Origin of the sequence: Halomarina pelagica (assembly GCF_024228315.1) — an archaeon.
In the GTDB taxonomy this organism is placed as follows: domain Archaea; phylum Halobacteriota; class Halobacteria; order Halobacteriales; family Haloarculaceae; genus Halomarina; species Halomarina pelagica.
Genome location: NZ_CP100457.1, coordinates 73,282 through 87,713 on the forward strand (window position 1 = coordinate 73,282; position 14,432 = coordinate 87,713).

17 protein-coding genes are annotated in these 14,432 nt (G+C 56.5%); 8 read left to right on the forward strand and 9 right to left on the reverse strand.

Going from position 1 to position 14,432, the window contains the following annotated elements:
- Positions 1-116: 116 nt before the first annotated feature.
- Both NKI68_RS22220 and NKI68_RS22225 read right to left on the reverse strand, forming a co-directional pair.
- Positions 117-704, reverse strand: coding sequence for a PIN domain-containing protein (locus tag NKI68_RS22220; RefSeq protein ID WP_254547190.1), 588 nt, complete (start codon positions 702-704; stop codon positions 117-119).
- Positions 658-1,287 carry a DUF7437 domain-containing protein gene (locus NKI68_RS22225; RefSeq protein WP_254547191.1) on the reverse strand — a complete coding sequence of 210 codons (630 nt, stop codon included), beginning with the start codon at positions 1,285-1,287 and terminating at the stop codon, positions 658-660. The genes NKI68_RS22220 and NKI68_RS22225 overlap by 47 nt, the downstream gene beginning before the upstream one ends.
- Positions 1,288-1,468: 181 nt before the next feature.
- Between NKI68_RS22225 and NKI68_RS22230 the strand changes: the two genes are divergently transcribed.
- The gene (locus tag NKI68_RS22230) at positions 1,469-2,290 is read left to right on the forward strand and encodes an IS5 family transposase (RefSeq protein WP_254547192.1); all 822 of its coding nucleotides are present in this window, start codon (positions 1,469-1,471) and stop codon (positions 2,288-2,290) included.
- Positions 2,291-2,399: 109 nt separating this feature from the next.
- Here the strand turns inward: NKI68_RS22230 and NKI68_RS22235 are convergent, their stop codons facing one another.
- Entirely contained in the window at positions 2,400-2,906 is a 507-nt protein-coding gene (locus NKI68_RS22235; protein WP_254547193.1) for an NUDIX hydrolase, read from the reverse strand.
- A 517-nt stretch (positions 2,907-3,423) separates the two neighbouring features.
- On the opposite strand from NKI68_RS22235, the gene NKI68_RS22240 reads away from it, so the two are divergent.
- From NKI68_RS22240 to NKI68_RS22255, 4 genes are all read left to right on the forward strand, one after another.
- Positions 3,424-3,903, forward strand: coding sequence for a hypothetical protein (locus tag NKI68_RS22240; protein ID WP_254547194.1), 480 nt, complete (start codon positions 3,424-3,426; stop codon positions 3,901-3,903).
- Positions 3,904-3,905: 2 nt separating this feature from the next.
- On the forward strand, positions 3,906-4,424 hold the full coding sequence (locus tag NKI68_RS22245; RefSeq protein WP_254547195.1) for a relaxase/mobilization nuclease domain-containing protein: 519 nt from the start codon (positions 3,906-3,908) through the stop codon (positions 4,422-4,424).
- Positions 4,421-5,986, forward strand: a complete 1,566-nt coding sequence (locus tag NKI68_RS22250; protein WP_254547196.1) for a type IV secretory system conjugative DNA transfer family protein — start codon at positions 4,421-4,423, stop codon at positions 5,984-5,986. The genes NKI68_RS22245 and NKI68_RS22250 overlap by 4 nt, the downstream gene beginning before the upstream one ends.
- 265 nt (positions 5,987-6,251) lie before the next feature.
- Complete coding sequence (locus NKI68_RS22255) at positions 6,252-7,031, forward strand: methyltransferase domain-containing protein (RefSeq protein WP_254547197.1); 780 nt, start codon at positions 6,252-6,254, stop codon at positions 7,029-7,031.
- Positions 7,032-7,339: 308 nt separating this feature from the next.
- Here the strand turns inward: NKI68_RS22255 and NKI68_RS22260 are convergent, their stop codons facing one another.
- Positions 7,340-8,014 (reverse strand): hypothetical protein, encoded by a 675-nt coding sequence (locus NKI68_RS22260; protein ID WP_254547198.1) that lies wholly within the window; start codon positions 8,012-8,014, stop codon positions 7,340-7,342.
- 201 nt (positions 8,015-8,215) lie between these two features.
- On the reverse strand, positions 8,216-8,575 hold the full coding sequence (locus NKI68_RS22265) for a DUF6176 family protein (RefSeq protein WP_254547199.1): 360 nt from the start codon (positions 8,573-8,575) through the stop codon (positions 8,216-8,218).
- Positions 8,576-8,710: 135 nt separating this feature from the next.
- Here NKI68_RS22265 and NKI68_RS22270 point away from each other — a divergent pair, with 135 nt between their 5' ends.
- Positions 8,711-9,313: a helix-turn-helix domain-containing protein gene (locus tag NKI68_RS22270; protein WP_254547200.1), complete on the forward strand. Its 603-nt coding sequence runs from the start codon at positions 8,711-8,713 to the stop codon at positions 9,311-9,313.
- Between the two features lie 241 nt (positions 9,314-9,554).
- Here the strand turns inward: NKI68_RS22270 and NKI68_RS22275 are convergent, their stop codons facing one another.
- The 3 genes from NKI68_RS22275 to NKI68_RS22285 all read right to left on the reverse strand — a co-directional run bounded on the left by NKI68_RS22275 (position 9,555) and on the right by NKI68_RS22285 (position 11,715).
- Positions 9,555-9,935 (reverse strand): DUF1428 domain-containing protein, encoded by a 381-nt coding sequence (locus tag NKI68_RS22275; RefSeq protein WP_254547201.1) that lies wholly within the window; start codon positions 9,933-9,935, stop codon positions 9,555-9,557.
- 226 nt (positions 9,936-10,161) lie between these two features.
- Positions 10,162-10,611 (reverse strand): VOC family protein, encoded by a 450-nt coding sequence (locus tag NKI68_RS22280; RefSeq protein ID WP_254547202.1) that lies wholly within the window; start codon positions 10,609-10,611, stop codon positions 10,162-10,164.
- Positions 10,612-10,800: 189 nt separating this feature from the next.
- Positions 10,801-11,715, reverse strand: a complete 915-nt coding sequence (locus NKI68_RS22285) for a phosphotransferase family protein (protein ID WP_254547203.1) — start codon at positions 11,713-11,715, stop codon at positions 10,801-10,803.
- Between the two features lie 441 nt (positions 11,716-12,156).
- Between NKI68_RS22285 and NKI68_RS22290 the strand changes: the two genes are divergently transcribed.
- Positions 12,157-12,459 (forward strand): CopG family transcriptional regulator, encoded by a 303-nt coding sequence (locus NKI68_RS22290; RefSeq protein ID WP_254547204.1) that lies wholly within the window; start codon positions 12,157-12,159, stop codon positions 12,457-12,459.
- Entirely contained in the window at positions 12,460-12,975 is a 516-nt protein-coding gene (locus NKI68_RS22295) for a PIN domain-containing protein (RefSeq protein WP_254547205.1), read from the forward strand.
- Between the two features lie 265 nt (positions 12,976-13,240).
- Here NKI68_RS22295 and NKI68_RS22300 read toward each other — a convergent pair whose 3' ends face one another.
- A complete protein-coding gene (locus NKI68_RS22300; RefSeq protein ID WP_254547206.1) occupies positions 13,241-14,317 on the reverse strand; it encodes a transcription initiation factor IIB family protein in 1,077 nt (358 codons plus the stop codon).
- Positions 14,318-14,432 lie beyond the last annotated feature (115 nt).

The window sequence follows — 14,432 nt, forward strand, 5'->3', positions numbered from 1 at the left end:
GGTTTAGTTTCTCGCGCTGGAATACAGCTACCAACAGCTAAATTCGGAATCAAAGGCTGTAATTGTACCTTTTGAAGCAGCCCGAGAGTATCTATGTCTATTTCGATTCTGTTCTCTCACTCGATTTGCGCTTCCATGTATTCAAGGGCCGTCCAGAGGGCTATGACACGGATTCGTCCTTCGTAGTACGTATTCTCAATCACGCCAGCAATTGCTCGTTCAGCGTTCCGGTCATCCATCAGGATCCCGACGGAGTCATGCGGCGTCGAACCGAGGAGCATTACGGCAACAGCTGGCAGCTCCGAATCTGTCTTCCGTAGTTCATCGGGATTTGTTTGCTCGAACGTTGCCAGCCGTTGGTGAACCCGATCCATGACTTGACCAGCTCGTGGTCCATCATGAACCCGAACACCGGGTTGGATGTCGCCCACGAGGGTAATCCAGTCTGCTGTGTCTGCTCGGTCGACCCAGTCGATACTAATGTAGCCGCGCTGTTCGGTGAGTTCTTCAACAACTCCAGGACTCAAATAGAGGTCTCGATCTTCGGTTTGAACGTACTGAATGAACGTTTGATACGAATCACTTTCCGTTCCACCGATTGTTCGAAGGAAACTCGTATCGAGGAGGAGCGCCGTCGGAAACGGCGTCGGATGCTCCTCACGCATCGGCGCGCTGGTACGGTGCCTGTTCGATCGCCCGGTCATGCACGTCGACGCGAAACGTGACGTCATCGAGCGTCGGATCGGACGCTTTCACCACGGCGATGATCCGCTCGATCACCTGCGTGACCGCAATCGCCTCAACCGCAGGAACGCCGAGATCGGCAGCAACGCCACGGCGCGTTGTTTCCCCCGTGAGGTACTCAAGTGTCGCCATGACTGCGGGCGCGAGTGCCGCCTTCCCGTGACGGTCGATGAACAGGTCGAGATCGTCGTCAACGCTCGTCGCCCCATACACGGCAATGAGAACGGGGCCGAGTTCGATGGTCGTTTCATCCGTCCAGTTACCGCTCACGGGCTCAGCCCGCCAGAGTGACGACCCATCTTCATACCGGTCGAGTTCCTCCGCGATGCCCAATTCGGCTAGTGTGTTGGCGTACTTGTAGGCAGTACTCTTCGAGAAGCCCTGCCGCTCACGGACAGCGGTGACTGTCGTTGGGGAGTTGATCAGCAGATCGGTGTAAAACCGCGCGAGTTCGGGGGTTCCCAACAGCTCTTGGATGACGAAAAACCGGTGGGCGGTGTGTCCTGCGTCCGGCGGTTGGATGGACGTTGGCGCGCGCGACATAGTCCATAGTACGCGAACTATGGTCTAAAGCGTTTCGGGCTACGATCGAGACAGCCTTTCGTGTATTCGTACGTTCGCGGGTTAGCATGGGGTGTTGTGAGAGAACAAATTAGAAATATACGTTTAGCTGGCTCTGTTGAAATCCTCTGAAGGTTACAGGTTCAGTCAGTAGTGTGAGCGGATGCAGGCCCTCCCGAGGTCACGATTGCTCCGGTTCGTTGAGCAGGGATTTCACTTGGCTCGACGAGCTGTCGCTCGCTACTCTTCGAAGTTCTCGAAACGACGGTACACACTCCACCAGCACATTGTCTTGCTCTGCCCCAAGGTTCGGAAGAATGCGACGTACCGGACGCTTCTCGACGAACGTATCGAAATGCCCCGGATACGGAGAGCAATTGAACTTGAGAAACTCCCTTCTCCTTTGACGTTGTGTAAGGCGTTCAATCGGCTCGATATGGCGGTTTGGCGTGTCCTGCTCCACCTCTCGGTCGCACTCCTTCCGACCAACGGTGTCGTCAGTATCGATGCATCCGGTTTCGACCGTAGTCGCGCCTCAAAACACTACACAAAGCGAGCGAGGTTGACGATTCAGCGGTTGAAAGTCACACTTCTCGTGGACACGAGAGCGAATGCTATCCTCGATCTCCACGTTACGACAATCAGAAAACACGGCTCAAAGACCGCACCGTCGCTCATCAAGCGGAACACCGGTAAGGTGGCGATTTTCTTCGGTGACAAGGGATACGACGACCAGAAGATTCGGGCGTTAGCCCGTGAGGAGAACCTTCGCCCGCTTATCAAACATCAAGAGTTCTTGTCACTTCATAAGGCGTGGAATGCTCGGCTGGATGCTGGTCCCTACGGTCAGCGCAGTCAGAACGAGACCGTAAACTCCCGCCTCAAACTGAAATTCGGGGCATTCGTCCGCTCACGGCGTTGGTGGAAACAGTTTCGAGAACTCACCATCGCCTGTTTCACTCATAATATCGACCGATCACTCTAATTGGTAGATGCAGAGCGTCTATCCTTCACCCTGTATCACTATCCCTGAAAAGAGAGCAATAGGAAAGAGAATGGCATATCTCCGTCCGCTGCTGGTGGTGAACAGTCCGTTAGCCTACGAACAGCCGGATATCATCCGCGACATCGCCCTCTTGTTCGGGAGGAACCTCGTTGAACCAACCAATGTCTTGAATGTCCTCCTCCTTGAGTGTCTGTTCATCAGCAACGGGCCTTCCCTCTACGGGAACCGCTCGAACAACGACGTTATAGATGCTGTTTTGTCGGTTCTCTTCTCCCTCAGGGCTAAGTTCGATGTGGCGGACGCGTTCCGGGCGGGCAAGTTGTACTGTCGCACCTGTTACTTTCTCCACCCCACGCTGACCGATATCTGTCCAATTCTCATCGGGTTCGACGGTGAAGGCAGTTAAAGTCCACCCGTGAGACCCGTCGTTCATTAACAGGACTTCCCCCTCGTCATTGGTAACGCCGACTGCGACATGGCTATCCAAGTTTTCGCGGGCCGCTTCAAACTCCTTTTTGTCGATGATGTGTGTCTCCTCAAGGAAGGTAACGCCCTCGTGACTACGAAGGCTTTCAGGGTCGAACAGGGTTTCCACCAGAGATGCTTATTCGATAACCTACAAAAACCCATCTGCTTCCTCGCTGTACTCTTCCCTGCAAACGGCGGGCGAGCCAGCCCCGAATTGAGTGATACTGCACGGAAATCGAACGATACGCACAGTCGATTACTGGGTATTTCACCGAGTATAATGTCTAAGTAATAGGATTTCAACAGAACCGTTTAGCTAAAATTTAGAAAGCACCGAAATTATTTAGTGAGGACCACTGTAAGTGATACTATGGCATGCTGTAGCCAAAATCGAATGAGGGGAGTGAGCTCTCTCCGTGACCACTGTGGTCTTTATCTTGCCATGCACAGCAGTCAACCGAATTTTCGGCACTCACCCCCCACCCCAATCCCCTCCCCAGCTACGACGATCCCTCGACGAGTCAGGTTACACACTAGTCCCCATTCAACGATGTTCGGCAGCCATCGACAGACGAACTACCCCCCGGCGTCTCGTCGAGGGCTGTCCGGGTGTGGGACGAATCGCAGCCATACGAGGGTGCTCGATGGCACGTGATGCCCCCCTCACCCTGTACGTCGAACAGGAGACGAAAGACCAGCTCCACCGGGAGGCCGACGACCGCGGGCTCTCCCTCTCTGCCTACTGTCACCAGCTGCTTGACCAGGCACGCAAGGAGGACGCACAGGAGGAGCTCGCCGAGGAATTGAACGCCGAACAGCGGCTTCGCGAGATCGCGACGACCGCCACCGAGGAACTCCAGCAGACTGCCGCCGATATCCGAGATATGAATGCAAAGCTCGGCGTCTATGCCGTCGCCAACTGGGAACTGTTGAAGCAGGAGCATCCCGATTCGCTGCGTCAAGAGGCACTGCGAACAGGCCGTCGTCGACTCCGAACTCCGCTCGGTGACCACTCCGTCGACGTCGACCCTGATCCCACCACAGATACCCCCGACAGCAATGCAGGTAGAGACACCGACGAGAGTACCACTGGAGACGACAACGTCTTCGATCGCCTAGAGTGAGTATGGCTGCAGTACTGCAAACGACATACCGCGACGGCCGCGATGCGTCACGATTACTCGCGTATATCGAGCGCGACACCGCCCTCCGAAACCGGTTCGGCGACGCAATGTCTGATCGTGACGTCCGAGCGTTCATCGAGAAGAGCAGACGCCACATGTTCGAGCGCGATATGATCCTATCCCCCGAGAACGGGCATCAGCTATCGAACGAGGAGTTTTCGCTCCATACCCGCCAAATCATGGGCGAGTTCCTCGAAGATCGTCCGACTGTCGACTACTGCTATGCGGTCCATCGCGACACTGACCACCCGCATGTCCACGTTGCGCTCACCGGCGAGCGTCGAGACTTGTACATGGACCGTGAGGATATCAGAGACGTCCGCGCGCTCACAAACGAACGGATGGTCGAACAACACCGTGCACGTACCCAGGCACTCGACCAGGCGGTCACTCAGGCACAGGAGGACGAGCAGGAACAGGCGCACGATCGGGAGCGGGATCGCGATGGGTGGTCGCGATGAACGTCCTCTCGACTGTAATCGCCTCCGTCACGCTCCTGGTACTCGTCGGTGCTGCCATCGAGTTCTTCTTCCGGATACGAGTACTCGCATGGCCACGCCGGTGGCTGCATACGGCTGAACAAAGTATCGGGAAGCTACATCGATTCGCTATCTACCCGATCGTTCTCGTCGTCTCGACGCTGCTGTTTCTCGGCGGCGGACTCCTCGGCGAGTTCGTCGTCGGTCTCACGGGATTGACGCTCCCGTTCATCGCGAGTGGAGTCGCAGTGAAGCGTCGAGTGAGACGGAAGCTCACTGAACGTGCGGCCAGGAAAGCCGATGAAATGGGATACCGACTTCCGATGGATGTCATTCGACAGAAGAACATCGGCTCGACCTATGGTGGCATCCTCGGGATCTCCGACGAAGGGAGTATTCTCTGTCTCGGCGCGACGCGCTCCGGGAAGACAGAAGTCGGCAAGCACCTGCTTGCACAACTCCAGACCCAGCCGGATGAACCGATTGTTGTGTTCGACTACAAGACCGACTATCAGCAGTGCCTCAACGAGTGGGGCGCAGAAATCATCCGGCTTTCAGGGAGCGATTCGACGCACCGCTGGAACCTCTTTCGCGAGGCCGAAACCGAACGGGACTTCGACGAACTCGGACGGGCGCTGTTCCCCACCGATACCGGGAGCAGTCGAGGAAGTACGGAGTTCTTCTCGACGGCAGCGCGCCAGCTGTTCGTCGCGACGCTGAAGTACCTCGATCGGGAGGCAGCGGACGCGGGCAAGGTCCCGTCGAACGCGATGCTCGTTCGCTACTTCCAGCGAACGGACGCCAAGCAACTGTACGAGGATCTCACTTCGTACGAAGACCTCATTGGCGCCGCGTCGGCGATCGACCCCGATGCGTCGAAACAGGCCGCTGGTGTCTACGCAACGGTCCAGCAACGCGTCACGGACGTCTTTATCGACGATTTTGCGAAGAATGGTGAGTTCTCGATTCGAGAGTATATGGAGGATCCCCGCGGCCGAGTGCTGGTGCTTGACTTTCCGCAGCGATACGGGCAGGTCGTTACGCCCGTGTTCCGGTTTTTCCTCGACCGAGCGGCGATGCACGCTCTCGCATCGCCGCAACGAGGTGGGTACTTCATTCTCGACGAAGTCGCACGAATTCCTGGCCTTCGTCGCATTGGCGATCTGGTCAACACCGGTGCCGGGCAGAGGACACAGGTCATTCTGACGCTCCAGTCGGTGAGCCAGTTGTACGACAGCTACGGGAAAGACCGCGGGACGGCAATCCTCTCGGGGTTGGTCACATCGGTCATTCTCCGGCTCTCTGATCCCGAGAGCATCCGGTACGCCCGGGCAATCATCGGGACCGAATTCGAAGAGTACACTCAACACGTCGAGAAACGGCCGTCTGCACTTGGCGAGCATCAGGTCGAAACGAGGCGCGAAACGAGAGAACAGGAGGAGCACCCGTTCGCGAAGGGGGAGTTCACGACGTTCGATCCTGGCGTTGGGGTGGTTGTCCGCCCCGACGGCTGGGCACACGGCTACATCCCCATGCTCAGATAGCTATCCTGAGAGATACGAGGGGGAACCGAGCGAAGGTGGGCATGCAGGCCTTGTTGAAACCCTCAATCGGTGATAGGTTGCAGGAGTCGTGGTAAATACAGGGCGCAAGTCGGTCACGTGCTCTGAGTAGTGGTCGCATTCTCGACCCGACCTATACACCTCAGTTGTTGTTTTCGCTGAATCAGCCCTAAGACTCGCGCACCAAGGCGAGGTAAGAACCGGCTGAACGCCGCGGTTTTTTGTCCTCGGAGAAAAAATTACAATTATGTCAGAACGCCCGCCCTCAGACGATGATGAGCGAGACCGATGGGAAAGAGTTCTTTCGACTCGTACCGAAGAGACGTTTCGAGACTTCGTATTCGAACAGGTGAGGCCGCGTAAAGATGAATCAGTCCTTTCGGTCGGATGTGGCCCCGGATTCGAGACGGCAGCCCTTGCACGGTACGTCGGGGAGGGCGGGACGATCACCGGCATTGACGTGAACGAAGAGGTGTTGGCCGCAGCGAGAGACCGGTGCGGGGACTTGCCGCAGGCGTCGTTTGAGCAGGGAGACATCGTTGACCTCCCGGTGGCAGACGAGAGCTACGACCTCGCTATCGCAAAACAGGTTCTGTATGCCGTCTCGGATATCGAAGCGGCGCTGAACGAACTCTTCCGCGTGATTGCACCGGGTGGCCGAGTAGCGGTCACGGCAGGAGATAGACGAACCCATGTGAAGCACACGCCGACCGACCGGATGCAACGGGCCGACAACGTATATCGTGCCGAGATCAACCACTCGCAACTCGGGACGCGTCTTATTGGTCGGCTTCCTGAGGCGGGGTTCACGGTCGAAGAAGTCACGCCATGTGCAAAGATTCAGACTGAAATCGACGACCAGATAGAGCAAGGAATCGGTGTCCAACGTGGGCTTTTAGAGGCGAGTGATGCCTTCGACAGCGAAGCGATCGACGCGTGGGAGCAGGATATCAGGGAGCTCAACGAGACTGGCCAGTTCCTCTCCTGTTCCACTTCTTTCCTCTACGTCGCCCGGAAGCCCGAATAGACCGGCGCTTCTCGCGTTCGAATCGGCGATTAGGATCTCTCAGTGGGTCAGCGGGGGACAGTCGGCTTGCTGAATGTATTCTCTACATCTTGCACGGTTTCCCGATCTCTTCTCGACATTTGCTCATAGGGCGTACAAGATACAGAGCGTAGATCCATCACAATGATCCACTCTATGACCTAGTCAAAGCGTAACCAGATGCCGCCAGTGTACGATCGGAAAAATAGCCAGCACCGAGAGCGTGTCAGAACGTTTCTCGTACCCTTTGAAGTGACCAAAATGAGCGATGCCAGTCGTTCATCTAACAGTTATCGTGCCACTCGGACAGTTCGTCTGAAAACGCCTGTAGTTCGTTTATTGTTTCTTGAAGCTTCTCTTGGGCCGCCTCCTCCCCCCTTGTAGGCGGTCATGGATTTGAGCCGGTTCTTCGTTGATTTCGTACAGCCATCTATCTCGTCGTACCAGTCGTATCCGTTTTGTTTCATCAACGTATTGATGACAACCCAGAATCCGATTCCCTTGGGATTGTGGTCACCTTCGTCACCAACCATAGCAATCTGCTCGTCTAGCGCTTCGTACAGGTCTAGACTCGTTTGAGTCAGGAGTGGCTTCAACCGCATGAACAGGTCGGCACCCCTCTTGCCGACATTATCGACTGCTTTCGAATACACGCTGTCGTATCCGATTTCCTCAAACGGTAGCACGCTCCACGACTCGATTGCCCCGTCTTCGACGAGGGAATCCCACCGATCACACTCCTCGTCGACGACGGTTTCGGGGTCGCCGTCGATCATCAGGAGAATCCGTCCTCCCTTGAAATACTCTATTCCGTGACGACCGTAGTGCCCGTTTCGCCAGAACCAACCCTTCTCGAAGGCTTCCATCGTTTCGAAGCGCTTCCAGGCGGATACGAGATAGTTCCTGATGAAGGATGCTTCCGCATCCGTGTCCTCCATTCGAAACGTGACCTGAACTGTAGACATGCCTCGACTGTGCTCCCTAGTTCTGATATATTTTCTGTAGACATAAGTACAAGAACTAACTGACCCGAGGCATGAAATTGTCGCTGATATACTCGCACGCTCTATCTATCAGCTGATTCGCTGAAGGACAGGGTGAACACAATCTCCTGAGGATGATTCTACGACACGCTCAGCACCTGTAGCGACCGCATCGCCGTTTGGCTACTGAATCACTGCCGGACGGTCGCGCTGGCCAGCGTGAAAGAGACACTCACACTCACTGACGGCACTGTGAAAGTCGATATTGAGAGCCTCTTCCATCACCTCCCGAGACTCAGCAATCAAGGCATCTGTCGCTTCCTCGTAGGTCTCCCACGCTTTCTCTATGTCCGGCGTCTCCATATACCAGAGTAGATAGCTCACGTCAGGCCCTTCTTCGAGGAAAATTGACTCTGTCAACATCTCCTCCCGCTGGAGGATATCTGCTACCTCCGACTCCCGGTTTTTCGCTTCCGAAAACAACTTACGGAGGTCGTTAATCCGGTCACTCGGTATTTCGTACCGCAGCAGTATCACGTCCATTACACGTGATGAGACGGCCGGAGTCCGAGTGAGCGTTGTGTGGAATATGCTAGGTTATTTATTAGTAGTGCTCCGACACCTCGTATGCGGTTCGTCCGAGTTACCCTCACAAGCCCACGGGAAACACAGCATCAGATGCAACGCTTCGTCGAGGAGTCGGACGCGGTTCGGCGAGAGCAGAACTTGGGGGTGTCGAACCTCCCCGATTCGAGATGGGCGCATCTCTATTATGTTGAGGGGGAGATCGAAGCCTACCGTGCGATGTTGGAGCAACAGGAGACGGTCGAGTATTTCGATTTGAACCCTATTGAGGCACGCTCGTTCTGCGCGTACGTCGTTTTTCGGAAGCGACCAACGGACGAACGATTCGCCGAGGCGTTCGAGAAACACGGGGTCGTAGTCGTTTCGCCCGTAGAGACGGACAGAACGGGAGCGAAATTCACCCTCGTTGGCCCACAAGAAGCGCTTCAGGCACTGCTGGAGGACATCCCCGAGGACTTGGACACTGAGATCTTGCAAGTGGGGGAGTTCAATCACCACCACGGGGCCCTTGCCGGGCGACTAACGTCTCGCCAGCGTGAGGCGGTCAGCGCCGCACTGGCTGTGGAGTACTACGGTGTGCCCCATGACGCGACGCTCGCTGACGTTGCCGACGAGCTCGGGTGTACCGTCGGGACAGCCTCCACCCTTCTGAGACGGGCGGAACGAGCAGTAATGGAAGCTGTCGTCGTGGGATAGTCTCGTCCTCTCCGAACGGATTCAGATCGGTTGGCATAGGCGGGGAACCGATCTGTCGCTGAATATATCCGCTGTAGTCAGCATGCAAATTTCTGATAGCGGTTAGGGGATTTTTCGTACCCTTGCTGAATACAGAACGCGTATTTCGCACGGTCAGGAGTTGCGGATCCGCCGTTACTGGACGCCGAACCGGTATACTACTATCGCGACACAAGCCGATCTTCACCGCTAGTTTCGTTCGTCAATTTTCGTAGCTGACGATGGAACGGAAGCCGCCATACGCCATGCGCTTCGTATCGAAGGGCATCTCCTCATCGAAGTTCTCCGAATCCATCGCGGGATCTTCCATCACCTTCGCGTTCACCTCGTCGCGGTGGTCCCGCGACTCAAACACGATAAACGAGAACACGACCGTTTCGTCCTCTCCGGTTTCGGCGAGCTGTGGGAAGGTTCGAATCGGCATGCCGTCCATGTCGGGCTCCATGTCGTCGCCGACCCCTTCGAAATACTCGAGAGCGCCGTGTTCGATCCAGAGCTGTCCGGCCTCGCTGGCCATCTCACGGTACGCATCGAGCTCATCGGTCGGGATCGGGATAACGAATCCATCGACGTATCGTTCCATACCCTACGTGGTAGGACGCGACAGGAATTGAACGTTATTCCCACTTACCGCGATTTATCTCAGCAATTGATTTTGCCCTGCTGAATATACCCACTGTAGTCAGCATGCAATTTCTGATAGCGGTTGGGGGAATTTGCAGTGCCCTTGCTGCAGACAGGGCGCATAGTTAGCAGCAAGAATCGGATGGCTGGAGATAAATTAGGTCGGTCTGTGTCGGCCCCCATCGTTACAGATCCAATTCATCGAACGCCCGCTCGGGAGGTCGGGGGTTTGCGTTCAGTTCCCACTCAACGTCGTACCTGTCGAGAAAGACTCGGTGGTGGGGAGCGTTCTCCTCTACGTTGCACCCGAGCGAGTCGGCACGTTCAGTGATTTCGTCAAATGCTTCGTCATCGACAGCCAGCGCAATGTGGTCGAGTCGGCCAGTTCCCTGTTGGTCCGATATGTCGGCAACTGCCATGTAGAACTCATCTCGCCCAAGAAACGACATATACGGTGTAACTCCTCTATTGATGGCCTCCTCCCAAGAAACGTCGTCTGGAACGGTTCCAGGGTCACCATCAATCCCTGCCTCGCGGAATAGCACTGCAAGGTCGAACAGTTCCCTGTAATATGATTCACCGTCCGGAACATCATCCACCGACAGAACGAGATGATGGACACCGTTGACGTACATGCATTCGGTTAATCGATAAAGCACATAGGTCTATAGTCAATCTACTCTTGAGCTACACCCCTCTCAATCAATTCACCGCGATTCTGAGGACGAAGAAATCGGTCCGTGCTGAATCCATCCTCTCTATGCAGCACCCAATTCCTACCAGATATTGGTCATTTTAACAGAGCTAATTCGGTGATCAGTGCTCTAAACCTGTTCAACCGCCTCAAGAACACCGTCTCGAAGCTTCTGAGCGTGTTCCCTGGTCTCCTCTGGTCCGTGCTGATCCTGTACGTACAGCGACTCAAAGTAGTAGACCCCGTTCAAGATCGTATAGAGCGGTTTTCGGCGTTCGAATCCCGATGAGAGTGAACGGACGGATTCGTACCCTGCTCGGAACGCCTCTCCTGAGGCGTCACAGTCACGACCGAACGTCGGAAGCCCCGTCCGCCAGTAGTCGAATTCACCCGGCGCAGCGATCGCATGCTCGAAGTCCACCATACAGGCAACTTGCTCGTCGACAACGGTGACGTGCTCAGGCGTCGCCCAACCGTGGCAGCAAACAGGGCCATCTGCGCCACTGAACACGCTTGGGTGGTCCTTCAGAAACTCTAGGACCATATCTGCGACATCAGCGTGTCCATGTTGGGCAAGCGTCGGACGGTACTGGTGGACGTACGCAAGAGCGGCCGCATGCCAGTCATCATCCTCAGCGACCACGGTTCCGTTAACCGACGGCCGAAATCGACCGTACCGATCAATTAACGGGTCGGTTTCGTTGTGCAGTGTTGCTAAGCCCCGTCCCGCGGCGTAGGCCCACGTTTCGTCGGCCTGCCCTCCTTCGTCAGGCGCTGGAGCATTCGGATGCCACGCAGCAACGTAGTAGCCGTCTCCGACCAGTAGTATCTCAGGTACAGGTACCGACGTCTGATCGCCAACGAACGCGATCACATGCCCCTCGAGTGTTGCTTTCCCCGTTGGACCGGTATTACCCTTGTAGACAGCACGCTGGCCATCCACGAAGACTTCGTAGACCTCGTGAGGCGGTACGTCGTGAAGCTGGCGCACAATGCTGTGGGTAGTAAACTGCGCTGCGAGTGTGTCGTGGACGTCTCGTTTCATACTATGGCCACCGCGTGACGAGCGGCGATCGGCCGTAGTGAGTGCTGTAGCTACGGCCGAGAGAAGACAGACGAAAGGTAGGGGCAGCTTCAAATAAGCACTTCGACTCACCTGAATGAGTCCTCGTTAGAAAAATTATGGATATTGTTCTCCGTATCCAATGCATGAGTATAGCGCTGATTAACCAACAGCGGCCTCGATAACACACATTGTTGGTTAAACGCTCGCTGAATGTTCTTCTCCACAATCGCTGCCGGTCATATCCAGCGCCAAGAGCCCATGTCTCCCAGGGAGGAGTCGGAGGGCTGTCTTATGAACGGTCGAAGTGGAAGATAAAGAACGTGGGCCTTCCACTAGTCGTTATTTTCGTACCCGTCAACTGACTGGTGGTCTACTCCCGGAGAAGCCTTTTTGCGTCTGTGGGTACAACGTACCCACAGTATGAGTACCCGAAAAGTCAACTTCCGGCTCCCAGAGGACCTGGTGACGCATGCGGATATAGCCGCAGAAGTCACCCATAAAAACCGAACTGAACTCCTAATCGAAGCCCTGCGCGAGTACCTCGAAGAAATCGAATCGAGCGAGCGTTTTCAAGAGGCAGTCGTTGAACTCTACCTTCAAGACGAACTCGAGTTTGAATCGCTTAGCAAGATTATCGGTCGCCAGGACGCAGAAGCAGTCCGGACGTCGAAGCAGCTCCTCGATCAAGGCGATGCCCTCGCTGACAAACTTGCGGATCGCTGAATGCTGGTCATCGACACAAGCGCGTTCATTTCTCTCGCAATCGGTGATGTCCTTGATGATGTACTCGCCGAATTTGACGTCGTGACAACGGCACTCGTCATCGACGAACTCGAAACGACCGCAGAATACGACGATGTGCATGGCCGCGGGGCCACAGCCGTTCTCGAACGCGCTGATTGCTTCGAGATTCTGGAGCTTCCTGCCCCAGCGTTTTCGTCGAGTCAGATCGATGCTGGCGAAGCGAGTTGTGTCGCCGCTGTTGAAGAGATCGACGCCCCATTTCTCATTACGGACGATTTTCGAGCACTTCCAGAACTCACCACATTGCTGTCTGCCGATGTGGCGCTATCACCTATCCTCCTCCGAGCACTCGTCAAACGAGAGGTGCTTACAGAGGCCGAGGCGCACTCCGCGCTCAACACTATTGCGCAGGGTCGAGACTGGCTTGGTGCGCCGATCTACCGCTATGCACAACGGCTCTTCGACGAGACAGAGACGTCATCAACCGAACCGTGACTGTTGAAGAACAATCACGACGAGAACCAGGAACCGATCGGTGTCGGTCACTCCCTTACGGACTGCGTTCGCTGCACGGGATCGAAGCTGAGTAGATTGCATTGGGTGCCACGTCTGTACGCAGAACTAATCTCAGTCCTCGGGGACAGTTCACTTCGCATCGATAGAGCGAAAGCCCGGCGCGCGGAGCGCGCCCGGACCGTGGAGGCGGGTGGGGCGGTCGGGGATGGGTGGTCTGGCACGGCAAAAAAGAGTGGTACGTCGCTCAGTGCAGTTGGACGCGCCCGCGCTCAAGGACGGCTGCCGGATCGTCCGTCCCATGCGTGGCCACGTAGGCGTCGTACAGTGCCTGGGAGTATCGACTAATGCGGCTCTTGGTGGTGTCGAGAATCGTCCGTCCGGCGGTGACCACCTCCGCCTGGGTCAGCGTCTTCCCGTCGGTGAGCCGGTCAGCTGCGTAGACGGCCGCCGCCGCCATCGTCAGCCGCGACGTTCCCGGTCCAACTGGCGTCTCGTCAGCGATCTCCAAGAGGTGCTCGCCCAGCCGTCGAAGCTCCAGACACGTTTTCACGTCCGGCGCATCCTCACCGAGTGCTGCAACCACCGCGTCGACGGGGGCCGCCCGCACCGGCGGTACATCCAGACCGAGTGCACACCGCAGCTTCCGCGCTGCTGCGCACACTCGCTCGCGGTCCGCCTTCGCGTACTGGGTCACTTCCACGTCGGATCGCGGAACGCCCGCATCGATCGCAGCGAGCAGCACCGCGCCCGCGGCGAGTGCTTCCCAGGACATCCGCCCACCGGGAAGCCGCGCCGCAGCCGCCTGTTTGAGGATCAACCCCGCATCCTCGGCCACGTAGCCGGGGAGGGACAGATTACCAGTGATCGACTCGATGTCTCGGAAGCCCTCGTTGAGCCGGATGGCCCGCTTGTCCTCGACTTGGAAGCGCTTGTGCCGCCGCCGCAACCGACCGAACTTGTCTTTCTGCTCGCTCGACAGTGCCCGTCCGTAGCCGTCAGTGCCGAGGAAGAACGTCGTATGCAGGCCCTTGTCCACCCGCAGCGGATTGATCGACTCACAGCTCCACTCTGCCGGACCACTCCCCTCGGACGGCCCGTGCACGCCGCGCGTCGGCCGGTGATCGACATGCTCCGCAGAGACCACGAGCCCACAATCCACGCAGTAGGACTCCTGATCGCCGGTGACGACCTGTCCATCGCACTCGAGACACGTCGACTGCCACGTTGGCTCGTGCTCGACGACCGCCTGGCTGTGCTCCTCGTCATGTTTTGTTCCCTGTTCAACCGAAGATTCATACCGCACAAAGTTCGTACTCGACATGGGTTCCAAACCCGAAGGCGCTCACTCGGCGTCTTCTTCCGACACTACGACTCTCCAGCCGTAGCTCTCGACAACGACCAACTCACCTACGACGCGCGCTCGCTCGCGCCTTCGC

What these genes read in the sequence shown, in the direction of transcription:
- NKI68_RS22245 (WP_254547195.1), top strand. Translation starts at nt 3,906, where the DNA reads ATGGCTGCAGTACTGCAAACGACATACCGCGACGGCCGCGATGCGTCA.
- NKI68_RS22255 (WP_254547197.1), top strand. Translation starts at nt 6,252, where the DNA reads ATGTCAGAACGCCCGCCCTCAGACGATGATGAGCGAGACCGATGGGAA.
- NKI68_RS22250 (WP_254547196.1), top strand. Translation starts at nt 4,421, where the DNA reads ATGAACGTCCTCTCGACTGTAATCGCCTCCGTCACGCTCCTGGTACTC.
- NKI68_RS22260 (WP_254547198.1), bottom strand. Translation starts at nt 8,014, where the DNA reads ATGTCTACAGTTCAGGTCACGTTTCGAATGGAGGACACGGATGCGGAA.
- NKI68_RS22280 (WP_254547202.1), bottom strand. Translation starts at nt 10,611, where the DNA reads ATGTACGTCAACGGTGTCCATCATCTCGTTCTGTCGGTGGATGATGTT.
- NKI68_RS22240 (WP_254547194.1), top strand. Translation starts at nt 3,424, where the DNA reads ATGGCACGTGATGCCCCCCTCACCCTGTACGTCGAACAGGAGACGAAA.
- NKI68_RS22230 (WP_254547192.1), top strand. Translation starts at nt 1,469, where the DNA reads ATGCAGGCCCTCCCGAGGTCACGATTGCTCCGGTTCGTTGAGCAGGGA.
- NKI68_RS22275 (WP_254547201.1), bottom strand. Translation starts at nt 9,935, where the DNA reads ATGGAACGATACGTCGATGGATTCGTTATCCCGATCCCGACCGATGAG.
- NKI68_RS22265 (WP_254547199.1), bottom strand. Translation starts at nt 8,575, where the DNA reads ATGGACGTGATACTGCTGCGGTACGAAATACCGAGTGACCGGATTAAC.
- NKI68_RS22290 (WP_254547204.1), top strand. Translation starts at nt 12,157, where the DNA reads ATGAGTACCCGAAAAGTCAACTTCCGGCTCCCAGAGGACCTGGTGACG.
- NKI68_RS22285 (WP_254547203.1), bottom strand. Translation starts at nt 11,715, where the DNA reads ATGAAACGAGACGTCCACGACACACTCGCAGCGCAGTTTACTACCCAC.
- NKI68_RS22270 (WP_254547200.1), top strand. Translation starts at nt 8,711, where the DNA reads ATGCAACGCTTCGTCGAGGAGTCGGACGCGGTTCGGCGAGAGCAGAAC.
- NKI68_RS22225 (WP_254547191.1), bottom strand. Translation starts at nt 1,287, where the DNA reads ATGTCGCGCGCGCCAACGTCCATCCAACCGCCGGACGCAGGACACACC.
- NKI68_RS22295 (WP_254547205.1), top strand. Translation starts at nt 12,460, where the DNA reads ATGCTGGTCATCGACACAAGCGCGTTCATTTCTCTCGCAATCGGTGAT.
- NKI68_RS22220 (WP_254547190.1), bottom strand. Translation starts at nt 704, where the DNA reads ATGACCGGGCGATCGAACAGGCACCGTACCAGCGCGCCGATGCGTGAG.
- NKI68_RS22300 (WP_254547206.1), bottom strand. Translation starts at nt 14,317, where the DNA reads ATGTCGAGTACGAACTTTGTGCGGTATGAATCTTCGGTTGAACAGGGA.